Origin of the sequence: Psychrobacter alimentarius, from assembly GCF_001606025.1 — a bacterium.
Taxonomy (GTDB): Bacteria; Pseudomonadota; Gammaproteobacteria; order Pseudomonadales; family Moraxellaceae; genus Psychrobacter; species Psychrobacter alimentarius.
Window position 1 is genome coordinate 2,602,643 of sequence record NZ_CP014945.1, and the last position, 19,043, is coordinate 2,621,685.

The 19,043-nt window shown below is 43.2% G+C and carries 19 protein-coding genes; 11 read left to right on the top strand and 8 right to left on the bottom strand.

Features of this window, described 5'->3' with window-relative positions; translation table 11 throughout:
* Positions 1–969: an energy transducer TonB gene (locus A3K91_RS10660; RefSeq protein WP_062845241.1), complete on the bottom strand. Its 969-nt coding sequence runs from the start codon at positions 967–969 to the stop codon at positions 1–3.
* A gap of 476 nt (positions 970–1,445) precedes the next feature.
* Here A3K91_RS10660 and A3K91_RS10665 point away from each other — a divergent pair, with 476 nt between their 5' ends.
* The 8 genes from A3K91_RS10665 to A3K91_RS10700 all read left to right on the top strand — a co-directional run bounded on the left by A3K91_RS10665 (position 1,446) and on the right by A3K91_RS10700 (position 9,155).
* Positions 1,446–2,498: a siderophore ABC transporter substrate-binding protein gene (locus A3K91_RS10665; RefSeq protein ID WP_062845242.1), complete on the top strand. Its 1,053-nt coding sequence runs from the start codon at positions 1,446–1,448 to the stop codon at positions 2,496–2,498.
* Between the two features lie 71 nt (positions 2,499–2,569).
* Positions 2,570–3,670, top strand: a complete 1,101-nt coding sequence (locus tag A3K91_RS10670; RefSeq protein WP_099046708.1) for an ABC transporter permease — start codon at positions 2,570–2,572, stop codon at positions 3,668–3,670.
* A 183-nt stretch (positions 3,671–3,853) separates the two neighbouring features.
* Entirely contained in the window at positions 3,854–4,903 is a 1,050-nt protein-coding gene (locus A3K91_RS10675; protein WP_084387336.1) for an iron chelate uptake ABC transporter family permease subunit, read from the top strand.
* Positions 4,904–5,006: 103 nt separating this feature from the next.
* The gene (locus A3K91_RS10680) at positions 5,007–5,765 is read left to right on the top strand and encodes an iron ABC transporter ATP-binding protein (protein ID WP_062845243.1); all 759 of its coding nucleotides are present in this window, start codon (positions 5,007–5,009) and stop codon (positions 5,763–5,765) included.
* Positions 5,766–5,958: 193 nt separating this feature from the next.
* Positions 5,959–6,234 carry a Trp family transcriptional regulator gene (locus A3K91_RS10685; RefSeq protein ID WP_062845244.1) on the top strand — a complete coding sequence of 92 codons (276 nt, stop codon included), beginning with the start codon at positions 5,959–5,961 and terminating at the stop codon, positions 6,232–6,234.
* 71 nt (positions 6,235–6,305) lie between these two features.
* Complete coding sequence (locus tag A3K91_RS10690) at positions 6,306–7,724, top strand: anthranilate synthase component I family protein (protein ID WP_062845245.1); 1,419 nt, start codon at positions 6,306–6,308, stop codon at positions 7,722–7,724.
* Positions 7,725–7,756: 32 nt separating this feature from the next.
* Positions 7,757–8,404: an anthranilate synthase component II gene (locus A3K91_RS10695; RefSeq protein ID WP_062845246.1), complete on the top strand. Its 648-nt coding sequence runs from the start codon at positions 7,757–7,759 to the stop codon at positions 8,402–8,404.
* Between the two features lie 4 nt (positions 8,405–8,408).
* The gene (locus A3K91_RS10700; protein WP_084387337.1) at positions 8,409–9,155 is read left to right on the top strand and encodes a lysozyme inhibitor LprI family protein; all 747 of its coding nucleotides are present in this window, start codon (positions 8,409–8,411) and stop codon (positions 9,153–9,155) included.
* A gap of 231 nt (positions 9,156–9,386) precedes the next feature.
* Here A3K91_RS10700 and A3K91_RS10705 read toward each other — a convergent pair whose 3' ends face one another.
* The 3 genes from A3K91_RS10705 to A3K91_RS10715 all read right to left on the bottom strand — a co-directional run bounded on the left by A3K91_RS10705 (position 9,387) and on the right by A3K91_RS10715 (position 11,143).
* Positions 9,387–9,944 (bottom strand): MepB family protein, encoded by a 558-nt coding sequence (locus tag A3K91_RS10705; protein ID WP_062845248.1) that lies wholly within the window; start codon positions 9,942–9,944, stop codon positions 9,387–9,389.
* 92 nt (positions 9,945–10,036) lie between these two features.
* On the bottom strand, positions 10,037–10,534 hold the full coding sequence (locus A3K91_RS10710; protein ID WP_062845249.1) for a GNAT family N-acetyltransferase: 498 nt from the start codon (positions 10,532–10,534) through the stop codon (positions 10,037–10,039).
* A gap of 105 nt (positions 10,535–10,639) precedes the next feature.
* Positions 10,640–11,143 (bottom strand): GNAT family N-acetyltransferase, encoded by a 504-nt coding sequence (locus tag A3K91_RS10715; RefSeq protein WP_208855348.1) that lies wholly within the window; start codon positions 11,141–11,143, stop codon positions 10,640–10,642.
* Between the two features lie 298 nt (positions 11,144–11,441).
* Between A3K91_RS10715 and A3K91_RS10720 the strand changes: the two genes are divergently transcribed.
* Both A3K91_RS10720 and A3K91_RS10725 read left to right on the top strand, forming a co-directional pair.
* Entirely contained in the window at positions 11,442–11,822 is a 381-nt protein-coding gene (locus tag A3K91_RS10720; RefSeq protein ID WP_062845250.1) for a hypothetical protein, read from the top strand.
* 111 nt (positions 11,823–11,933) lie between these two features.
* A complete protein-coding gene (locus tag A3K91_RS10725; protein WP_062845251.1) occupies positions 11,934–13,262 on the top strand; it encodes an ATP-binding protein in 1,329 nt (442 codons plus the stop codon).
* 284 nt (positions 13,263–13,546) lie between these two features.
* On the opposite strand, the gene A3K91_RS10730 is transcribed toward A3K91_RS10725, so the two are convergent.
* The 4 genes from A3K91_RS10730 to A3K91_RS10745 form a co-directional block, all read right to left on the bottom strand.
* Positions 13,547–14,290 (bottom strand): amino acid ABC transporter ATP-binding protein, encoded by a 744-nt coding sequence (locus A3K91_RS10730; RefSeq protein ID WP_062845252.1) that lies wholly within the window; start codon positions 14,288–14,290, stop codon positions 13,547–13,549.
* 82 nt (positions 14,291–14,372) lie between these two features.
* Positions 14,373–15,101, bottom strand: coding sequence for an amino acid ABC transporter permease (locus tag A3K91_RS10735; protein ID WP_443505070.1), 729 nt, complete (start codon positions 15,099–15,101; stop codon positions 14,373–14,375).
* Positions 15,102–15,115: 14 nt separating this feature from the next.
* Positions 15,116–15,952: an amino acid ABC transporter substrate-binding protein gene (locus tag A3K91_RS10740; protein ID WP_062845254.1), complete on the bottom strand. Its 837-nt coding sequence runs from the start codon at positions 15,950–15,952 to the stop codon at positions 15,116–15,118.
* A 309-nt stretch (positions 15,953–16,261) separates the two neighbouring features.
* The gene (locus tag A3K91_RS10745) at positions 16,262–17,026 is read right to left on the bottom strand and encodes a UTRA domain-containing protein (protein ID WP_062845255.1); all 765 of its coding nucleotides are present in this window, start codon (positions 17,024–17,026) and stop codon (positions 16,262–16,264) included.
* A gap of 246 nt (positions 17,027–17,272) precedes the next feature.
* On the opposite strand from A3K91_RS10745, the gene hutU reads away from it, so the two are divergent.
* Complete coding sequence (gene hutU, locus A3K91_RS10750; RefSeq protein ID WP_062845256.1) at positions 17,273–19,006, top strand: urocanate hydratase; 1,734 nt, start codon at positions 17,273–17,275, stop codon at positions 19,004–19,006.
* The last annotated feature ends 37 nt before the right edge of the window (positions 19,007–19,043 follow it).

Sequence of the window (19,043 nt, forward strand, 5' to 3'; positions counted from 1 at the left end):
TTACGGTACTTTATAAGCAATCGGTAGTGTCACGTTGCCGACAACTGGTACACCATTTTTCATAAATGGTTTAAATTTACCAGAACGTACTTGGCGTTGGGCTTCTTTGTCTAGCAGCGTGTTACCTGATGACTTAGCAACATTGACACTATCAATACCACCCTGCTTATTCACTCTTAATACCAAGACCACTTCTAACACATCACCTGGGCTGGCTCTACGAGCAGCACGATCAGGGAAGCTAAAGTTTGGTGCAGATGCCCAGTTGGCATTGGTCGCGGTAAAATTCACTGGTGTATTACTGGCCGCAGCTGCTGCTTTAGCGGCCGCATCAGCCTGTGCACGCGCGGCGGCTTCTTTTGCAGCTTTTGCCTCTGCCGCAGCTCTATCAGCCTGCGCATCTCTCGCAGCTTGAGCTTGAGCCTCACGGGCAGCTTGCGCTTGCGCGTCACGATTTGCTTGGGCTTCGCGAGCAGCCTGCGCCTGCGCTTGTTGAGCGGCCCTTTCTGCTCGTGCCGCGATGAGTTTGCGTTGCTCATTCGCAGCAGCCTCAGCGATCTTGGGATCTACCAATGGCTCTTTTGGCTTTTCTTTAGTTTCTTGTTTTTTTACTGGTTCTTTAGGTGTTGCTTTAGGCTGAACCTTCGTTTCTTTCACTACTGGCTTTGCTGGGTTTTTTGGCTTAGGTTGTTCGACAGGCTTAGGTTCTGGCTGCGGCTGCTCTACAACTGGAGGTCTCGGTTCCTCCTTAGGAGCAGCCTTTACTTCTGCCACTGGTGTCGCCGTTTCAGCTGGTAACGATACAAGCTCTATCTCAATAGGTGATGCGTCATTTTTATTTTCAACTTTTAATTCAGGAGTTTTGATAGCCGCTAATGCGATCACCGTCAACACATGCAACGCCAAAACTATAATGATAGCTGCGAATAACAGTTTACGTGATGGCGCTTCTAAATCCGTTGAACTCATAACACCCTAATATTAATTAACCAAAATAGAATGGTGTAGATAATAATGCAAACGATAATTATTATCAATAATAATTTATGATAATTTACTCAAACCTATCATTAATGTTGAATACAGTCTGAATGTGTCAAAGAAAAACAATACATTAAAATTCTGTTATTTTATCAAAACTTTCTATTTAACAATAACATAAAAAATAACGTCCGTAGTGCTAATAAAAATCATTATCATTACCGTTGATAATGAATCTCAATTAATCTATCATGGCCACTGATTCGTTTTCCCTATTGTTAGGTTAATGTCTTTAAGTTACTAAAAATATGAGCGGCAGCAAACTTTAACAATAGAACCAATAATTCTTAACACCCTATTTCTGATCTTGCTTCGTTTTACATCATACCAAGCAGATTTTTTTATTTTTATTGGCAAATACGTTATTCACCTATTGCCTAACTATCCGATATGCCGAGTTATCTATGTCTCTTACTTTGTTTTCTAATCGCTCCCCGCTTCCTTTATTCAAGCGTCCGTTATTGACTGTGGTTATAACAGCACTTATAGCGACGGTTAGTGTGACAGGCTGTAGTTCACCTGAGTCTAACGATTCTGAGCCTGCAGATGCCAACACTGAAAACCCGACTGCTGATGCCGCCTCGAATGTTGCCAATAATGACGCTGTTTCTGCTCAAACTGTCTCAGTAGACACGGTAAAAGGAAAGGTTGATTTGGCGATCAACCCTTCACCCTTTGTTGTTTATGACATGAGTCTGTTACAAGATTTGGCCGCACTTGATGTGGCCGTTGATGGTATGCCAAGCAACCTGAGATTAGATAATTTACAGGCAAAAACACAGCCTGAACCCAAAAGTGTCGGTACTGTTTTTGAGCCGGATCTTGAAGCGTTGAACGCGATGAAGCCACAAGCTATTTTAGTTGGCTCACGTATGGCCGAAAAATATGATGCCTTGTCAAGTATCGCTCCAACACTTGATATGACCATTGATACCACAAAAATCTATGAATCCAGTAAACAGCGTTTGCATGACTTGGGTGCTTTGTTTGGCAAAAGTGATCAAGCGGCAAAATTGCAAGGAGACATTGACAGTCTTATTGATGAAACTAAAGTCTTGACCAAGGATAAAGGGACAGGCTTGGTTGTGATGGTCAATGGCAATAAAATGTCCGCTTATGGTGAAAAATCACGTTTCGGATTCATACATACCGTACTGGGTGTACCTATGGCAGATAATCAGATTAAAGATGCCAGTCATGGTCAGCCTGTCTCTTTTGAGTATTTACAAAAGACCAATCCAGACTGGTTATTTATCATTGATCGTAGTGCTGCCATTGGTGAAGATGGTGCAGGTGCCAAAGCCGTATTAGACAATCCATTGGTTGCGCAAACCAATGCGTGGAGTAAGGATCAAGTGGTCTACCTTAGCCCAGACTCTTATCTTGCTTTTGGTGGGTATTACCAGTGGATTAAAGATTTGACCACGATTAAAGATGCGTTTGCTGCTGCCAAATAAACGTGATTACTGTTTGAGCCATGGCTCTAATTTTTAGTTATAATCTTTCACTTTCTAAGCCAGTAGCCACTATGTCGTTATTCTCACATCGTGCTCATACCAGCGTGAAACCCAGCTCATCTTTGTCAGCAGCTTCATCCAACTGGCAAAGAGAGGCTGATAAAGCCTTAATTACCAAACCTCGACGTGCCGCCATACCACCTTGGTTAATCAACCTAGGTAGCCTCATTCTTATGGGGCTTTTGGTTTTATTGAGTTTATCTATCGGTGTGGCAGATTTTTCGTGGTCAGGTATTTTTCACAGCTTACTCAACCATAGCGCCAATTCTGATAGCTCGCTTCTTCTTGTCAGCCGGATACCACGTACCCTTGCCATTATATTGACAGGGGTTGCAATGGCAGTGGCTGGAATGATCATCCAAGTGGTACTAAAAAACCGCTTCGTTGAGCCTTCTATGGTCGGTGCTACCCAAAGTGCAGCTCTTGGGTTATTGGTAGTCAGCCTATTGTTCCCAGCGAGCGCCCTCATCATAAAAATGGGCGTGGCTACCTTCTCGGCCGTCATTGGCATGATGGTTTTTATGGCGCTCATTCACCGTATCCCGCCCACTGATTTTTTAATGATTCCACTCATTGGCATCGTTTTTGGCGGTATCATTGAGGCTGTGACGACCTTTATTGCATATCAAACCGAGACATTACAGATGCTCAGCGTTTGGCAGTTTGGAGATTTTTCAGGTGTTTTGGCAGGTCGTTATGAGTTGCTATGGCTGACTGGTGGGTTGTGCGTTCTTGCTTATATTATCGCTGATAAACTGACCATCGTCGGGCTGGGCGACAACATCGCGTTGAACCTAGGCATTAGCAAGCGCCAAGTCACTTGGCTTGGTGTTGGTATGGTGGCCATGATGAGTGCGGTGGTCGTGGTGACTGTTGGTATGATTCCCTTTATTGGGTTGGTGGTGCCCAATATCGTCAGCCGATTGATGGGGGATAAGTTACGTCGCAGTTTACCAGCCGTCGCCTTGTTGGGGGCATCAGCCGTCCTACTGTGCGATATTATCGGACGCTCTATTCATTATCCATTTGAAGTGCCTGTCGCGACTGTGTTTGGCGTGGTCGGTACGGTGCTGTTCTTATGGTTGCTGCTGCGCGCCCCTGCTGAGCAATAACTATGTTTTTTGCGGTACTCAGCGAATGAATCGTTTATCAGTGATTGTAATACCTGATTCGTTCGACATCGCATAGCAAATACTCTATGCATAGACCTTATTATTTGAGGTCTTATGACTTATTTTATAACTGTCATTGTCCTTCTGTCTGATTAGATAAGCGTGACACTATAGGATTTATCCATGTTTTCATCGTCTACGCCTAGCGCTGCACAAAAGAGCGACACAGATAAGGGTCATGGCGCTTCTACCACTTGGCAAAAACATCTTGCTCAATTTTGGGCGTTCATAGTTGATCATCCAAAGTCCGTCGCCTCTATCATATTAGTGATTGCGATGACGTTATTTTTGACACTCAACGTTAATGGATATTGGGATTTTGCCCTACCCCTACGCGGTAAAAAACTGCTGGCTTTGATGGTGGTCGGATACGCTATCGGCGTGTCAACCTTACTGTTTCAAACCTTGACACACAATCCTATTTTGACGCCTTCTCTATTGGGCTTCGACTCCCTATATGTCTTGCTGCAAAGCGTGCTGGTTTTTTTCTTGGGTGCCATCAGCTTCACCATTATCGATCCTATTGCCAAATTTATGCTTGAGATTTTTCTCATGTTTGGCGCATCCATGTTGTTGTTCCAACTGTTATTTTCAAAAACCAGCCAAGATTTGACGCGCCTGATATTGGTAGGTGTTATCTTCGGGGTGTTGTTTCGTAGTTTGTCAGCCTTGATTGCACGGCTGATTAATCCTGATGATTTCGTCGTGGTACAGTCGGCCAGCTACGCTCAATTTAATACCGTCAATCCACAACTGCTTGGCATCAGCGTGATTATTTGCGTCATCACGGGCTTGTTTGTTTGGCGTTGGCGTTATCAATGCGATGTATTAATGCTAGGCAAAGCGCAAGCCACCAATCTTGGCATTAACTATCAACGTCTGGCCTTTGGGCTGCTTACTGTCATCGCAGTATTAGTCGCTACGGCTACTGCACTCGTCGGACCAGTGACCTTTTTTGGTTTGTTGGTTTGTGCTCTTACCAATCGTCTTGCTCGCAATATGTATCATAGTGAGCGGTTAATACTGGTCAGCTTAGTTGCGATGATTTGTCTGGTGCTTGGTCAAACCATATTTGAGCAAATACTGGGTATGGCAGGCGTATTGTCAGTCGTTATCGAATTAGCAGGCGGTCTGGTATTTTTATTATTGATTTTTATGACCAAACATCGTTAAAGGTAGCGTCATTAAAAATAGTCGCCACAAGAACCGTGTCATTGGTACTAAATAACCCTTTATCAACGTAAAATTTTTACTATTCGCTAAAACAAGAATCCCTATGATTAAAATAGATAATATCTCGTACCATATTGGCAAACAGCAAATCTTAAATGACGTGACATTGTCATTGCCAAGCGCGCAAGTTATCGCATTGATTGGCCCCAATGGTGCGGGTAAATCTACTTTATTTTCTGTTATGTCACGCTTGCAACCTATACAGTCAGGACAGGTCTGCTTCGGTGAACACGATATTGCCACTTGCCATGCGAAAACATTATCTAAAACGGTTGCGATGCTTGGACAAGAGAATCAGGTACAAGGGCGATTGCGTGTGCATGAGCTACTGATGTTCGGACGCTATCCTTATCATCAGGGGCAGCCCACTGCTAACGACCAGCAAAAGGTACAAGAAATCATCGAGCGCTTTGAGCTGACTTCTTTGGCTGATCGGTTTTTATCAACCTTGTCGGGTGGTCAGCGCCAACGAGTATTGATTGCGATGATCGTTTGCCAAGATACGCCTTATTTGTTGCTAGATGAACCGCTTAATAACTTGGACATGTATCATGCGGGCCGTTTGATGCGTGAGCTACGAGAGGTCAGTCATAGTCAACAAAAAACCGTGGTGATTGTTCTCCATGATATCAATCAAGCGGCACAATTTGCTGATACCGTAGTCACGATGAAAGCAGGACAAGTGATGGCGGTTGGCAAGCCCGTCGATGTTCTGACCAAAGAGACCATGAAAGCGCTCTATAACGTTGATGTCACCGTCCTAAATCATCAAGGTCGGCCAGTGATTGTCGATACGGTGTAAAGGCCTGGGTTTTAAAGCCAAACACCGACCACCTTCCTTTTATTGATGCTCTCGCTCATCTAATTACTACCAGAACACCTTTTCAGCCACTATTGGCATCGTACTCCAGTTTGCTTATCACTTGCGCTTTTTGTACTACTGTACTAGAATACTGATACAAGATAGTTATTCTTTTTTATTAAGACCCAATATTATGAATACTGATCCCTATCAAAGCCTTCTGACCCATTTAGCCACTTGTCACGACAAGTCTGATATCGAAGTATTATTGACAGCGCTACTGACGGAGAAAGAGCAGCACGAGATTGCGAATCGTATCCGTATTTTTGACTTGCTTGAACGCGGTGTCACCCAGCGTGATATTTCTGAGCAATTGGGCGTTGGTATTGCGACCGTCTCACGAGGGGCCAAAGCCATTCAACACCATGATGTTAGTGCTTTATTAGCCACACACAGAAAAGGTCAGTAAGGAGCTAAATCACACTCTCCTCGTTTCTCTTATTTTATTTATTACCCATTTGAACTATTCCGGAAGTCGTTATGAGCTCTTTTCATGCTACACCTGTACAGCCAACACTGATTGATATCCCTAGTAAGCCGCAACGCATAAAACTGACGCAAGATATCGATTTTTTTGCGTTATTCAAGCGTATTGAGCGCGAGTTTGATATCTGTTATTTGCTTGAGTCACTGGGCGAAGACAGTCATATTTCACGCCATCATGCTATTGGTTTTGATCCTATTATGACCATTGCGGCTATTGATCGCACCACGCTTGCCATTACTGACAATAAAACGGCAGAAACCACGCATTATCAAACTGATAATCCTTATGAGCTGCTGCGTAAGATCACCCCGCAGCATGTGATTGCGCGCGATCAAAGTGGCGGTCTGGTCGGCTATTTGGGCTACGACTGTGTGAATTTCTTTGAGCCCAGTCTCAATGCTAAGTCGAGCGAGGACTTTGAGCCGTTTAAGTTTGGGGTCTATTTGGATGGTCTGACGCTAGATAAAATGACGGGTGAGATTTTTTATTTTTATTATCCGACCACGCAACAAGACAATCGTATTGAGCAAATCAAAAGCTTACTGGATGCCCCTATACCAAGCTACGAGCCGCCCAGCGTCGAATTCTTGGGTGATGGCATGAGTCAAGAAGACCATGCAAAAGCGGTCATGCAAGTCAAAGAAGACATCGTCTCTGGGCGTATTTTTCAGTGCGAAGTGGGGTTTAAGTCTAAATACCGTATCGCTGGCGACAAGATGCCCATTTATGAAAAACTCCGAGCTGTTAATCCATCACCGCACATGTACTTTATGAAGTTTAGCCAGCAATGTATTATTGGCGCCTCTCCTGAGTTATTGTTCCGCTTGCGTCAAGGCGAGATGGAAACCTATCCTTTAGCAGGAACAGCCAAACGCGGCGTCGATGTGATCGAGGATCGCAAACTTGCCCGCGCACTACTCAATGATGCTAAAGAAATTGCTGAGCACAATATGCTGGTCGATCTGCATCGCAATGATATTGGCCGTGTGGCACAATTTGGTACAGTAAAAGTGCGCAGTTTGATGGACATCAAGCGCTTCTCTCACGTACAACATATCTCCTCTGAAATCGTTGGTATCTTACATCCCAATGAAGATATGTTCAGTGCGCTTGCCAGCAATTTCCCTGCAGGCACTCTATCAGGGGCGCCAAAAATTGAGGCCATCAAAGTGATCAACGAGCTGGAACCAGACGGTCGCGGTGCTTACGGCGGTGCATTAGGCTCGTTCAATTTTAACGGTGACTGCATTTTTGCCATTCCTATTCGCAGTCTGTTTATCAATGGCGAATCGGCCTACGCGCAAACGTGTGGCGGCAATGTCTACGACTCCAATCCAGCCGATGAGTATTTAGAAATTCAGCGTAAACTGTCAGCGATGAAAGTGGTCTTAGACAGCTTTATGAACCCATAAATTGACCACATTTCACAAAGAGTTTATCAACCATGAATGTTTTAATTATCGACAACTACGACTCGTTTACTTTTAATCTTTATCAATACATTGGTGAGATTCTACAAACCATGGACGACAGTCAAGCGGCAAACGTCATCGTCAAACGCAATAACGAGATTACCTTAGCCGATGTGCAAGCGATGAACTTGGATCGAATCATTATCTCGCCCGGCCCTGGTGCGCCAGACGATCCTGCTTATTTTGGTGTGTGTAGTGAGGTGATCGAAGTCATGGGCAAGACGACGCCATTATTGGGCGTTTGCTTAGGGATGCAGGGCATCGCTCATGTGTTTGGCGGCGACGTGGTTCGTGCCAGCCTACCGATGCATGGCAAGGTCTCATCGATTCGCCATGATGGTACTGGTATCTACCAAGGCTTGCCACAAGAGCTTGAAATCATGCGTTATCACTCACTAATGGTGAAAGCGGACACGCTACCTGAATGCTTGGCGGCCACAGCCGTCGTCGCCAATGATGATCATAACACTCTAAGCTTGAGTGAATCGGCATTGGCTGGTGACGAGATTATGGGACTACAGCACAAAGACTATCCCATTCAAGGAGTGCAATTTCATCCTGAATCCTTTGCAACTGAAGGGGCCAAACGTTTGCTCACGAACTTTTTACAGCAGGTATGAACCCATGATGCGTGTCTTTCACCGATGTAGGTTTCGCTTATCAAAACAGGCTGGCGTTAGTGTCAGTCTTTTATTAGCCGCGTCTTTTAGTACAGCCGTAGTACCTGTAGAAGCAAACTTTGTATTAGGAATGGATGTACAAGGGCAACGCCTGAACCTTTATGAAGACTGCGAAGAAGGCAGCGTGACGTGCGATAACATGCTACTGGTTGCCCCTGATTTGCAGCGCTTGTGGCATATAAAGCCATACGATAAGAGTATCGATAAGTCGCCCTATAGCGTCAAACTTTACCCTGCCAAGACCAAGCATAGCTTATGTAACGATGGCGTGACGCCATGTGGCTTTCAGGGTTATCAGTTTGAAGGTAACGGTATTAAAGGCTTTATAAACCCTATCGATAAAAAGATACATGCAGGCAATGAGTGGACGCTAGATGGTAGTTCCGTCACTTATAAAGAAAACTCGACCTATCTACCATTGGTTTCGCAAGCGGCTCTTATTGATAGTAAATATACTGCATCCGATAAAGCGTTAAATAAAAGCTATCAAATAGCACGAAATGAGGTCAGGCGGTTATATGGCGAGCGTATGGAGGCTGGCTTGAAGCAAGAACAGATTCAATGGATCAAACAGCGCTCAAAAGAATGCGGTGCCAATGCTCAGCATCAACCAAGAACGCAGGCCGAAAAAGTCTGCTTTATTCGAAAAAATGACAGCCGAGAAAAAGACTACTTTTTATGGATTGATTAGAGCGCATCCTAAAATAGACTTATTGCATACATTGATTACTTAGCAAGATGAGTAACGCAATTTTAGTGTTGGTAATACTCTGATATAAATGGCTCTATGATAGTGGTCTATTAATAAGCTTAAGGGGTAAAATAGCTGGTTCTCTTGGGGTGTACTTCAAAAATCTAAATAATCACGTATTGGGAGTTTGTTATATTTCGATAGATCAAGGGGTTGGAATACTTTTTATTATCACCCCAGTTTTTTAGTAAAAGACTTTAAATCTGCATCGCTACTCTTAAAGTCAAGAAAGCACTCCGTCTGCCAATTTTTTGTTCGTTTAGCTTGAACAGCGGTTGGGTTTGTCCAAGGAGCATATACTCTCATCGCTCTTTTACCAGCCTTTGCTTCTTCTGAGAATACACCTTTTCTAGCTAGAAGTTGTGCGCTGAAAATGAAAACTCCAAAATTAGTACCCTCGTTGGCAGCTATAATCACCCAGTCTACCCCATCCTTCAGGTCAATTGGTGAAATCTCACTATCAGATTTTTCACGCTTCCATATTGTCACAAATTGACCAATTTTTTTTGGTGTAGTTTTCGCTTGTCGATAAATTACCCTTTGGCCATTCAGTGTAAATTTAAGTGCTCCATACTCTATACTTTCTATTTCAGGCTCAATGTCTTCAACTGCATATCCTGCTGGTTCAAATAGCTTTCGCAATATAAGATTAAATGATGCTGGGATAATGTCTGAAGTAAGATTTTCAGTACAAGAGAAAAGTTCTTTGGGCTGATTAAGTGTATTCATAGAAATTATCCGTAGTCATTTAGGCTGTTTCTCAGAGAGTCTTGATAATAAGTACTTTATTGTAGATACAGTCTTACACAAAATAATAGATACTAAAGTGGCTTTACCATTCTAATATCTATTATTTTGGCGTCCTCGTATAGCTCTTCATCACATTGACCGGCAGACTCAAAACCAAATTTCTCATAGAAACTAATCGCAGATAGATTGGTTTTTAACACCCATAAAGACAAACTAGAGCAGCTATTATATTGAGAAACGTCAATTAGGACTGCGTTCATTAACTTAGTACCTATCCCTAAATTTTGGTATTGCGGTAAAAGATACAAAGTAGTTATTTCACATTTGTGATCTTTCTTAAAGTAAGAAATAAACCCTACAGTTGTATCCTCAGCATCATATGCTATCCATGTATTCACATCAGATCTAGGTAGCAGCTTCTCCCACATTTCCATTTTTTGAGATAAGTTATTTTCTTTGTCTCTATACGTTTTAGGTAAAAGGTTCGAATACGTAGCATTCCAACTTTCAAAGTGAATGTGAGCAATATCTGATACATCACTCTGGGTTGCCTTACGTGTAAAAAACATGTGGCACTCCATAGTTAACTATTAGGGTAAATATTTTTTACGGTGGCTTTTTATATTTATCAATAATACGGAAGTAAGCTATTTTAGAAACGATATTTATCAGTGTTATCCATTTTTAACTTTTCGAATTCTTGCCATCTGATAAGCATTGACATACTCGCCGTTGCGATAAGCATAATCCACCATTTCACCTTCTATCACAAAGCCCAAGCTCTCATATAAACCAATAGCTCCGGTGTTATCGGTATAAGTGGTAATTTCAATACGCCTTATATCCAACCAATTATCAGCCAAATCCAGTGCTGCGTTTATAAGCGCTCTGCCGACACCTTTGCCTTGTGCTGCCGTTTTTACACTGACCCCAAAGCTTGCGACATGGCGTTGACGCTTTGATGTCATAGTCTGAAGCCCGAGACTTCCCACCACTTCATCCTCAATTTCAGCCACTAACATATACATATTTTCAGGTATATCCGCCAGTCGCTTGCGCCATAGGGTCTTGGATGGCATAGGTAGCTGCAAAGTATTTGCATATAAAGCCTCATCGGCATGAATTGCTTGCAACGCGTCTGCATCTTCTGGCTCGGCATGACGTATTTCAATTTTCATTATATTCATCCTTATATAGGAATTATTGTGTGATTAGTATGTTGGCTAGTATCAACATTCCAAATATCTAACCATGAATCTAGCCTGACAGTTAGCCATTTATCATAGAGAGCCAAGCCCTTACTAAGATGCTTAATGCTCAAGTAAAGCTTCACTATTACAAAGTGTTAATTATATTGTAGAATTACTTATTTTAGTCGACAATAGTCTATTAAAGAAGAGTTGTATTTATAACCAAATTTTTTGATTGCGCTCTATAAAAAGTCTATTTATAGATATCTTCTACAGGAAAAGCTAAATGTCTAACCTCAGATTGGTAGTAGCAGGATTTGCAACCCTCATATTTATGAGTATAGGTTGTAGCAATAAAGAGTCTAACAGCGTTCATGAGGTGAAAGAAAATCCATCAGAAGCCATCGCAAAGCAAACTCCAGAAGAAGTAGAAATGCGTGGAATTTTTAAGAGAAGCTTTGAAATACATGAGTTGGATACGAACGGTAAAGTCTACTATGTGGCAGATCCCAAACAGCTGTTAATGAAAGACTCAAATAAAATTGGTCAAGACGGCTATTATAAGTCGTTTGAAACTTGCGTGGTCGGAGTGATCGGATCTGAAGGTGGTTACGGACCTACTGGCAAGTACGAAGATGAAATTACTATTAGCAAAATCTGTGCATGAAGAGGGATACAGTCACAAAAAATCTGAAAGTTAATGAACAGATTATATATCAGCAAAAAGCTGTTATTTGCTAGATTTATGTGTGTCAGTCTTAAGGAATATTGAAAAATCTTGATTTATAAAGTTATCTCAAACAAGTATCTGCGTATAGCATTAACATTTTTAGTAATTCAGCAAATTATTGTAGCGTCATCAACGTATTTTATTGCTCGATTGGCACAAAGTTTTGCTGAAAATGGGCCTTTATTTCCTTATATGCTGCTATTTGCCGCCTCTTTGGTGGTCGTTTATGTACCTGCGTATTTCTGTATCACCAATACGGAGCGCGCTAAGTACGACGCTCATAAGCTATACAACGATACCTTCCATACTGTTTTTTTAGGTAAGACCTATTTTTTATCAAGCGATGAGTTACAGAGTACAGCAACGACAACACTTGCTCAGGAAAGCAACTATACGCTTGAAACCGTCATTGATAGTATCTTTGATATTTCAGCGTTGGTTTTTAATGTCTTATTTAATGTGCTCGTTATTGCTTGGTTTTTAGATGGTACATTAATGCTTGGTTATGCAGTAGGTATTGTCTTTGCTTCTATGTTTGTGCATTTCAGACGACATACTTTAAAAACCGCTGACAAAACAGATCAGCAATCACGGTTGAACCTAACCGCTAAACTCTTTGACAGTTGGGATAACGTCGTTATTTTCAACAAGCATAATTACACGCTCTATAATAATATCGTTCAAAAAAGCTTTGCGACCGCAAAGAACAATAGCGTCAAATCTACATCCATTCAGCATATTAATTCAAGCTTAGGCATGATCATACTCATGCTGCCTGTTTTTGCAATAACTGGCTTTATTTTTAATAAAAATTGGAGTGACGCCGCGACGATGGCGGTGCTAATTGCGACGCTGCCAAGACAAATTCAGCTATTGCAAATGTGCTATGCCTTGATTGGCTACCATACCAGTATCGGCGTTATTAAAACGATGCTAGATGGTATTTTAGAGGTTTTACAACCTACCACTGTGGATTTAAATACCTACATTCAGGCAGACCAAATACGTGTGAATCAAACAGGAGAGATTTTTGATTCAACACAGTTGCCTAAGAAAGGGAGGATAACGCTGATTGGTAGTAATGGTGTTGGTAAGTCTTGTATGTTGCTTAAGCTAAAAGACCACTACCAAGAACGAGCGTACTATTTGCCTGCCAAGCACAATTTATATTTTAATTACAAAACAGATAAAGCCCATAAAGGCTCAACAGGACAACAACTCATCAAGCAAATTCAAGAAATTAGAGAGGACGACCAAAGTACAGTTGTCATGCTAGATGAATGGGATGCACATTTGGATAAAGAAAATACCCAAATCATAGACCACTATCTTGATGAGCTTGCTCAAACAAGACTTGTTATGGATGTTAGACATTGAGATAGAAAGTGATTAATCTACTAGATAGGTAAACCATACAGTACATTGTGACTATTTTAGCAAGTCAAAACTAGGAGACCATCAGCCTACTGCTTGATGTTCAAGTTCTCACTAACGATTATTATTAACCTTTCAATTATGGAAAAAATAAAAGAATAGCCCTGTTATAGATATCAATTTACCTCCTACTATAATCATTAAGCTCAAATGATAGACAAAAAAATCACCAGCCAAGCGACTGATGATTTTTTTATAACTAAGTACGCTATAACAGTATAAACAGTTTACTGCTCAATACGCTGTAAGAATGCTTGCGTACGTGGGTGGCGCGAGTCTTCGAATAGCTGCTTGGCACTGCCCTCTTCGACAACCACCCCATCTTCAATCAAGACCACATGATCCGCCACATCACGAGCAAAGTTTATCTCGTGTGTCACCACAACCATCGTCCAGCCTTCAGAGGCCAGCTGCTTCATACTCTCAAGCACATCCTGCACCAGCTCTGGATCAAGCGCAGAGGTTGGCTCATCAAACAATAATAATGAAGGTTCAATCGCCAGTGCGCGTGCAATACCAACACGCTGCTGCTGACCACCAGACAACTGAAATGGATAAAGATCAGCTTTATCTGACAGACCGACTTTATCGAGCAATACCAGCGCCTGTTCACGTGCTTGCGCTTTACTTTGTCCTTGTACCACTGTCGGCCCAAGCATTAGATTCTCAAGCGCCGTCTTATGGGGAAACAAGTTATAAGACTGAAACACCATACCTGACTTACGTTGTAACGCCAGCAAAGTGTTTTTCTTAGGCTTGGTAGCAAAGTCAACGGTCAGACTACCATCGTCAAACGCAATGACTCCTTTATCAGGGATCTCAAGCGCATTAAGACAGCGTAAAAAAGTGGTCTTCCCTGATCCTGAAGGCCCTAATATGACGACCACCTTGCCCTTATTAATGGTCAAATCGATGCCTTTTAGCACCTGATTGCTACCAAAGGCTTTATGAATATTAGTGACTTTGATCATGAAAATTCCTGTTGTACTGATAGCTGCTTTGCTAATCGCAATAACACGTGATGACAAATATACTCGCACCGCTTATAGGCGTTTACTTCGCCACATAACGATCCAGTCTGGTTTCAAGCTTACCTTGGATAAAGGTGAGGAACAGACAAATACCCCAATAAATAATCGCCGCTTCTGTATAAACCAGCATAAATTCATAGTTACGGGCAGTGATAATCTGCGCTTGTTTGAACAGCTCTGTCACCAAGACCAATGAGGCCAACGACGTGTCTTTCACCAAACTGATAAACGTATTGGATAATGGCGGTACAGATACCCGAAGCGCTTGCGGCAAAATGACATGACGAAACGTTTGCAGATACGTAAGTCCAACCGTCGAACCTGCTTCCCACTGCCCTTTTGGAATCGACAAAATCGACGCACGTACCGTCTCTGATGCGTAGGCACCAATATTCAGTGAAAAGGCAATAATGGCGGAGGGAAAAGGATCAAGCTTAACCCCAACGCTTGGCAGTCCATAGAAAATAATAAATAGCTGCACCAGCATTGGTGTCCCGCGAATGGCAGACACATAGATACGAGCAAGCCGATAAATGACCTGATGGAACCAGCCAGCACGTGGCACGATACGAATCAAAGCCACTGTCAGCGCAATGATCATACCAATCGTAAATGAAATCAATGCCAGTGGTATCGAATAATAAATACCACCTTTGAGCATCGGCCAAAAAGACGAGATGACAATTTGCGCCCGATCAGGGCTCATAAATGGCAACAACGCCAATAATTCAGCTAACCACGACACTGACATTATAGATCCTAGCATTATTTTTGTTTACTTATATCAGCACCAAAGAACTCTTCGCTCAATTTGGTCAGCGTGCCATCAGCCTGCAGTTCTGCCATCGCTTCATCCAATTTTGCTACTACAGCATCATCGCCTTTGATAAGGACCAAACCTGAGCCAGTTTGCTCACTAGCAGGCGCAGTCAGCTTAATCTCAAGACCTGAATCTGGGAATTTTTTTAGATAATCCAATACTGCCAGATTGTCATTCATCGTAAAGTCAGCACGGTCTTGTTTGACCAACTGAACGGCTTGCGCCATACCATCGACAGGGACGATTTCTGCACCATAACGCTGGGCCAACTCGCCATAGTTACTGCTGAGCGACTGAGCGGTACGTAGGCCTTTTAGACCTTCCCAAGAGCTATAACGGTTGTCATCGGTCGGTGCCAAGACAACTGCGCCTGACCAGCTATAAGCCGTGGTTTTGTCATACTTCGCTTGACGCTCTGGCGTGGTCAAGCTAACTTGGTTAGCCACCATATCGAAACGTTTTGAGTCCAAACCTGCCAGCATCGCATCCCATTGGGTTTCTTTAAACTCAACATCGACGCCCAATTTTTCAGCAACGGCACGTGTCACTTCTACATCGTAACCTGTGAGCTTACCACTCTCGTCATGATACGTGAATGGAGGGTAAGTGCCCTCTGTACCGACGTTGATAGTGCCACCGTTATTGATACGTTGCAGCAAATCAGAACCGCCTGTCGCGGTACTGTCCGTCGCTTTGGTATCAGTTTCAGTAGTAGTTGACTGACCACAAGCGGCAAGTAGGACTGTACTAGCGGCAAGGGCTAAGAGAGTACGACGTTTCATAGGACGTCCTTATAAGAGTGAATGGATGAGTCGAGACTGTTATATCAATGTCATAATGCCAGCAAATAATCTAAACCTTACGCAGACAGATATCACAATGCATATCTGAATCGTATTATTTTGCTTTGGTTGCCCGATTTAAGGGTTCTCAGTATATTTTTCAATACTGTTTCTACATTATTTTAATCGTTTAGACGATTTTATAGCAAATTTTGAGCCTATAACGACCGCCTAGACCGCAACGTGTTCATATAGTAGCGTACTTCAGAAAGAATAAACGTACAAAAATAGTGAGTATGCGTCAATTTATCAAAGCTCGCCTGAAAATTGATAACGATCGCCAGCATGCCACATTTTTACAAAGGTGACGACTTGACCCGCTGAGTAGGTCTGGCGACGCAGTACCAACGTTGGCGACTGCGGTGCGATTTTCAAAAAAGTCGCAATCTCCTCTGGTGCTGCCAATGCACGAATGGTGTAGCTTCCGCGCTCTAGCGGGCTTTTGGCAATCAAGTAATCACTGGTATTGACCACGCTAAAATCTTGCTCAATAAATTCAGGGACTTTTTTGGCATCGACCCAGCGCTCTTCAAACTGAATCGGCTGACCATCGGCAAAGTGAATAATTTTTACTTCATACAATACAGTCGCGCCAGCGCTATTCGCCACGTCATCATTCTTACTGTGAGCGGACAATGCCTCTGCTGTCTCAATACCAAACTTACGGCGCAGCTCATCATCCAGCATATTGGCGGTAATGGCACGTTTGCTTACCACCTGCGCTTGGTAATCGCGATTGGCGGATTTTAAATCTTGTGCGATATTGCGTACTTCTACAAAGGTATGATTAAACTGTTGCTGCGCGACAAACGTGCCCGACCCTTGCCGCCGCTCCAATACCCGCTCTTCGCTCAACTCTTTTAGCGCACGGTTGACCGTCATCCGAGATACACCAAACTCTTTTGCTAGTGCCATTTCTGTCGAGATCGCTTTGCCTGCTTGCCATTTACCAGAATGGATGTTGTCTAATATCGCATTTTTAATCCGCTGATACGCTGGGATTGTTTTTGTCATATTCGTTTTAAACCGTCAGTTCCGCTAATAAGAGTAGCACCATAATATCATGACAATCATGCGAACTCTTATTCATATCACTCTATCAGTTATGCTCCTTTTTTCATTAACTCTAATTTTTATAAAAAAATCCTTGCATGAAAAAAGTATCTTTGATAATTTGTATATACAACTTATGAGTGACCTCAAATAATCGCACTCAAAACCTGCATTAATAAAACTGTATTGATAACACAAGGAACGATCATGACGACCGATAATGGAATCAGCGAAAACGCAGAAGTGAAAAACAACGAATTTACCCGCCGTGATGAAAGTCGTGATATTGCCGCCCCCACTGGCAGCACCCTTCATTGCAAGAGCTGGCTGACCGAAGCGCCTTATCGCATGCTACAAAACAACCTGCATCCTGATGTCGCTGAAAACCCAAAAAGTCTTGTGGTGTATGGTGGTATTGGACGCGCTGCTCGTAACTGGGAAAGCTATGATCAAATCCTAGCGTCATTAAAAGAATTAGAAGATGACGAGACGTTGTTAGTGCAGTCAGGAAAGCCAGTCGGCGTTTTTCAAACGCATGAAAACGCACCGCGTGTCTTGATTGCCAATTCCAACCTTGTACCGCGCTGGGCAACGTGGGAGCACTTCAATGAGCTTGATCGCAAAGACTTGTTTATGTACGGTCAAATGACAGCAGGTAGCTGGATTTATATTGGTACGCAAGGCATCGTGCAAGGTACTTACGAAACCTTCGTTGAGGCAGGTCGTCAGCATTATGATGGCAGCTGGAAAGGACGCTGGATTTTGACTGCGGGACTTGGCGGTATGGGCGGCGCACAGCCACTAGCGGCAACCTTTGCTGGCGCAACCTCATTGAACATCGAGTGCCAGCAGTCTAGTATCGATTTCCGCCTGCGTACTGGTTATGTCGATAAACAAGCGGACGATCTTGACCATGCTTATGAATTGATTAAGCAGCATACTGACGCGGGTGAAGCCGTCTCAATCGCTCTACTTGGTAATGCCGCAGACATCTTGCCTGAGATGGTCAAACGCGCTCGTGCTGGCGGCATGAAACCTGATTTGGTCACCGATCAAACTTCAGCCCATGACTTGATCAATGGCTATCTGCCAAGTGGCTGGACGGTTGAAGAATGGAAGGCCGCACAAGAAGATCCAGAACAACACGCAGCATTGACCAAAGCGGCAGCAGCATCTTGCGCCACACACGTACAGGCGATTTTAGATCTACAAGCGATGGATATTCCAGCGACTGATTATGGCAACAATATCCGTCAGGTAGCATTTGATGAAGGGGTCAAAGACGCCTTTAATTTCCCAGGATTCGTCCCTGCTTATATTCGTCCACTTTTCTGCCAAGGCAAAGGCCCTTTCCGCTGGGTAGCGCTCTCTGGTGATCCAGAAGACATCTATAAAACGGATCAAAAAATTAAAGAATTGTTCCCTGAAAACCAACATATTCATCGCTGGCTTGATATGGCAAAAGAGCGCATTCAGTTCCAAGGATTACCTGCCCGTATCTGCTGGTTGGGTCTTGGCGAACGTGACAAAGCAGGTCTGGCGTTTAATGAGATGGTCAAAAACGGCGAACTAAAAGGCCCTATCGTCATTGGTCGTGACCATTTGGACACCGGCTCTGTTGCCAGTCCAAACCGCGAAACTGAAAGCATGAAAGATGGCTCAGACGCAGTCTCTGACTGGGCGCTTCTAAACGGTATGCTCAATGTCGCGGGCGGCGCCACGTGGGTATCATTGCATCATGGCGGCGGTGTTGGCATGGGTTATTCGCAGCATTCAGGCATGGTCATCGTCGCTGATGGTACAGATGCAGCCGCCAAACGCTTGTCACGTGTACTGGTCAATGACTGCGGCTCAGGTGTCATGCGTCATGCAGATGCAGGCTATGAGCTGGCCATCAAAACAGCAAAAGATTACGGTCTCAACTTACCCATGATCAAATGATGATCAAATAAAGCATCCAAAACATTTTATCAAGGAG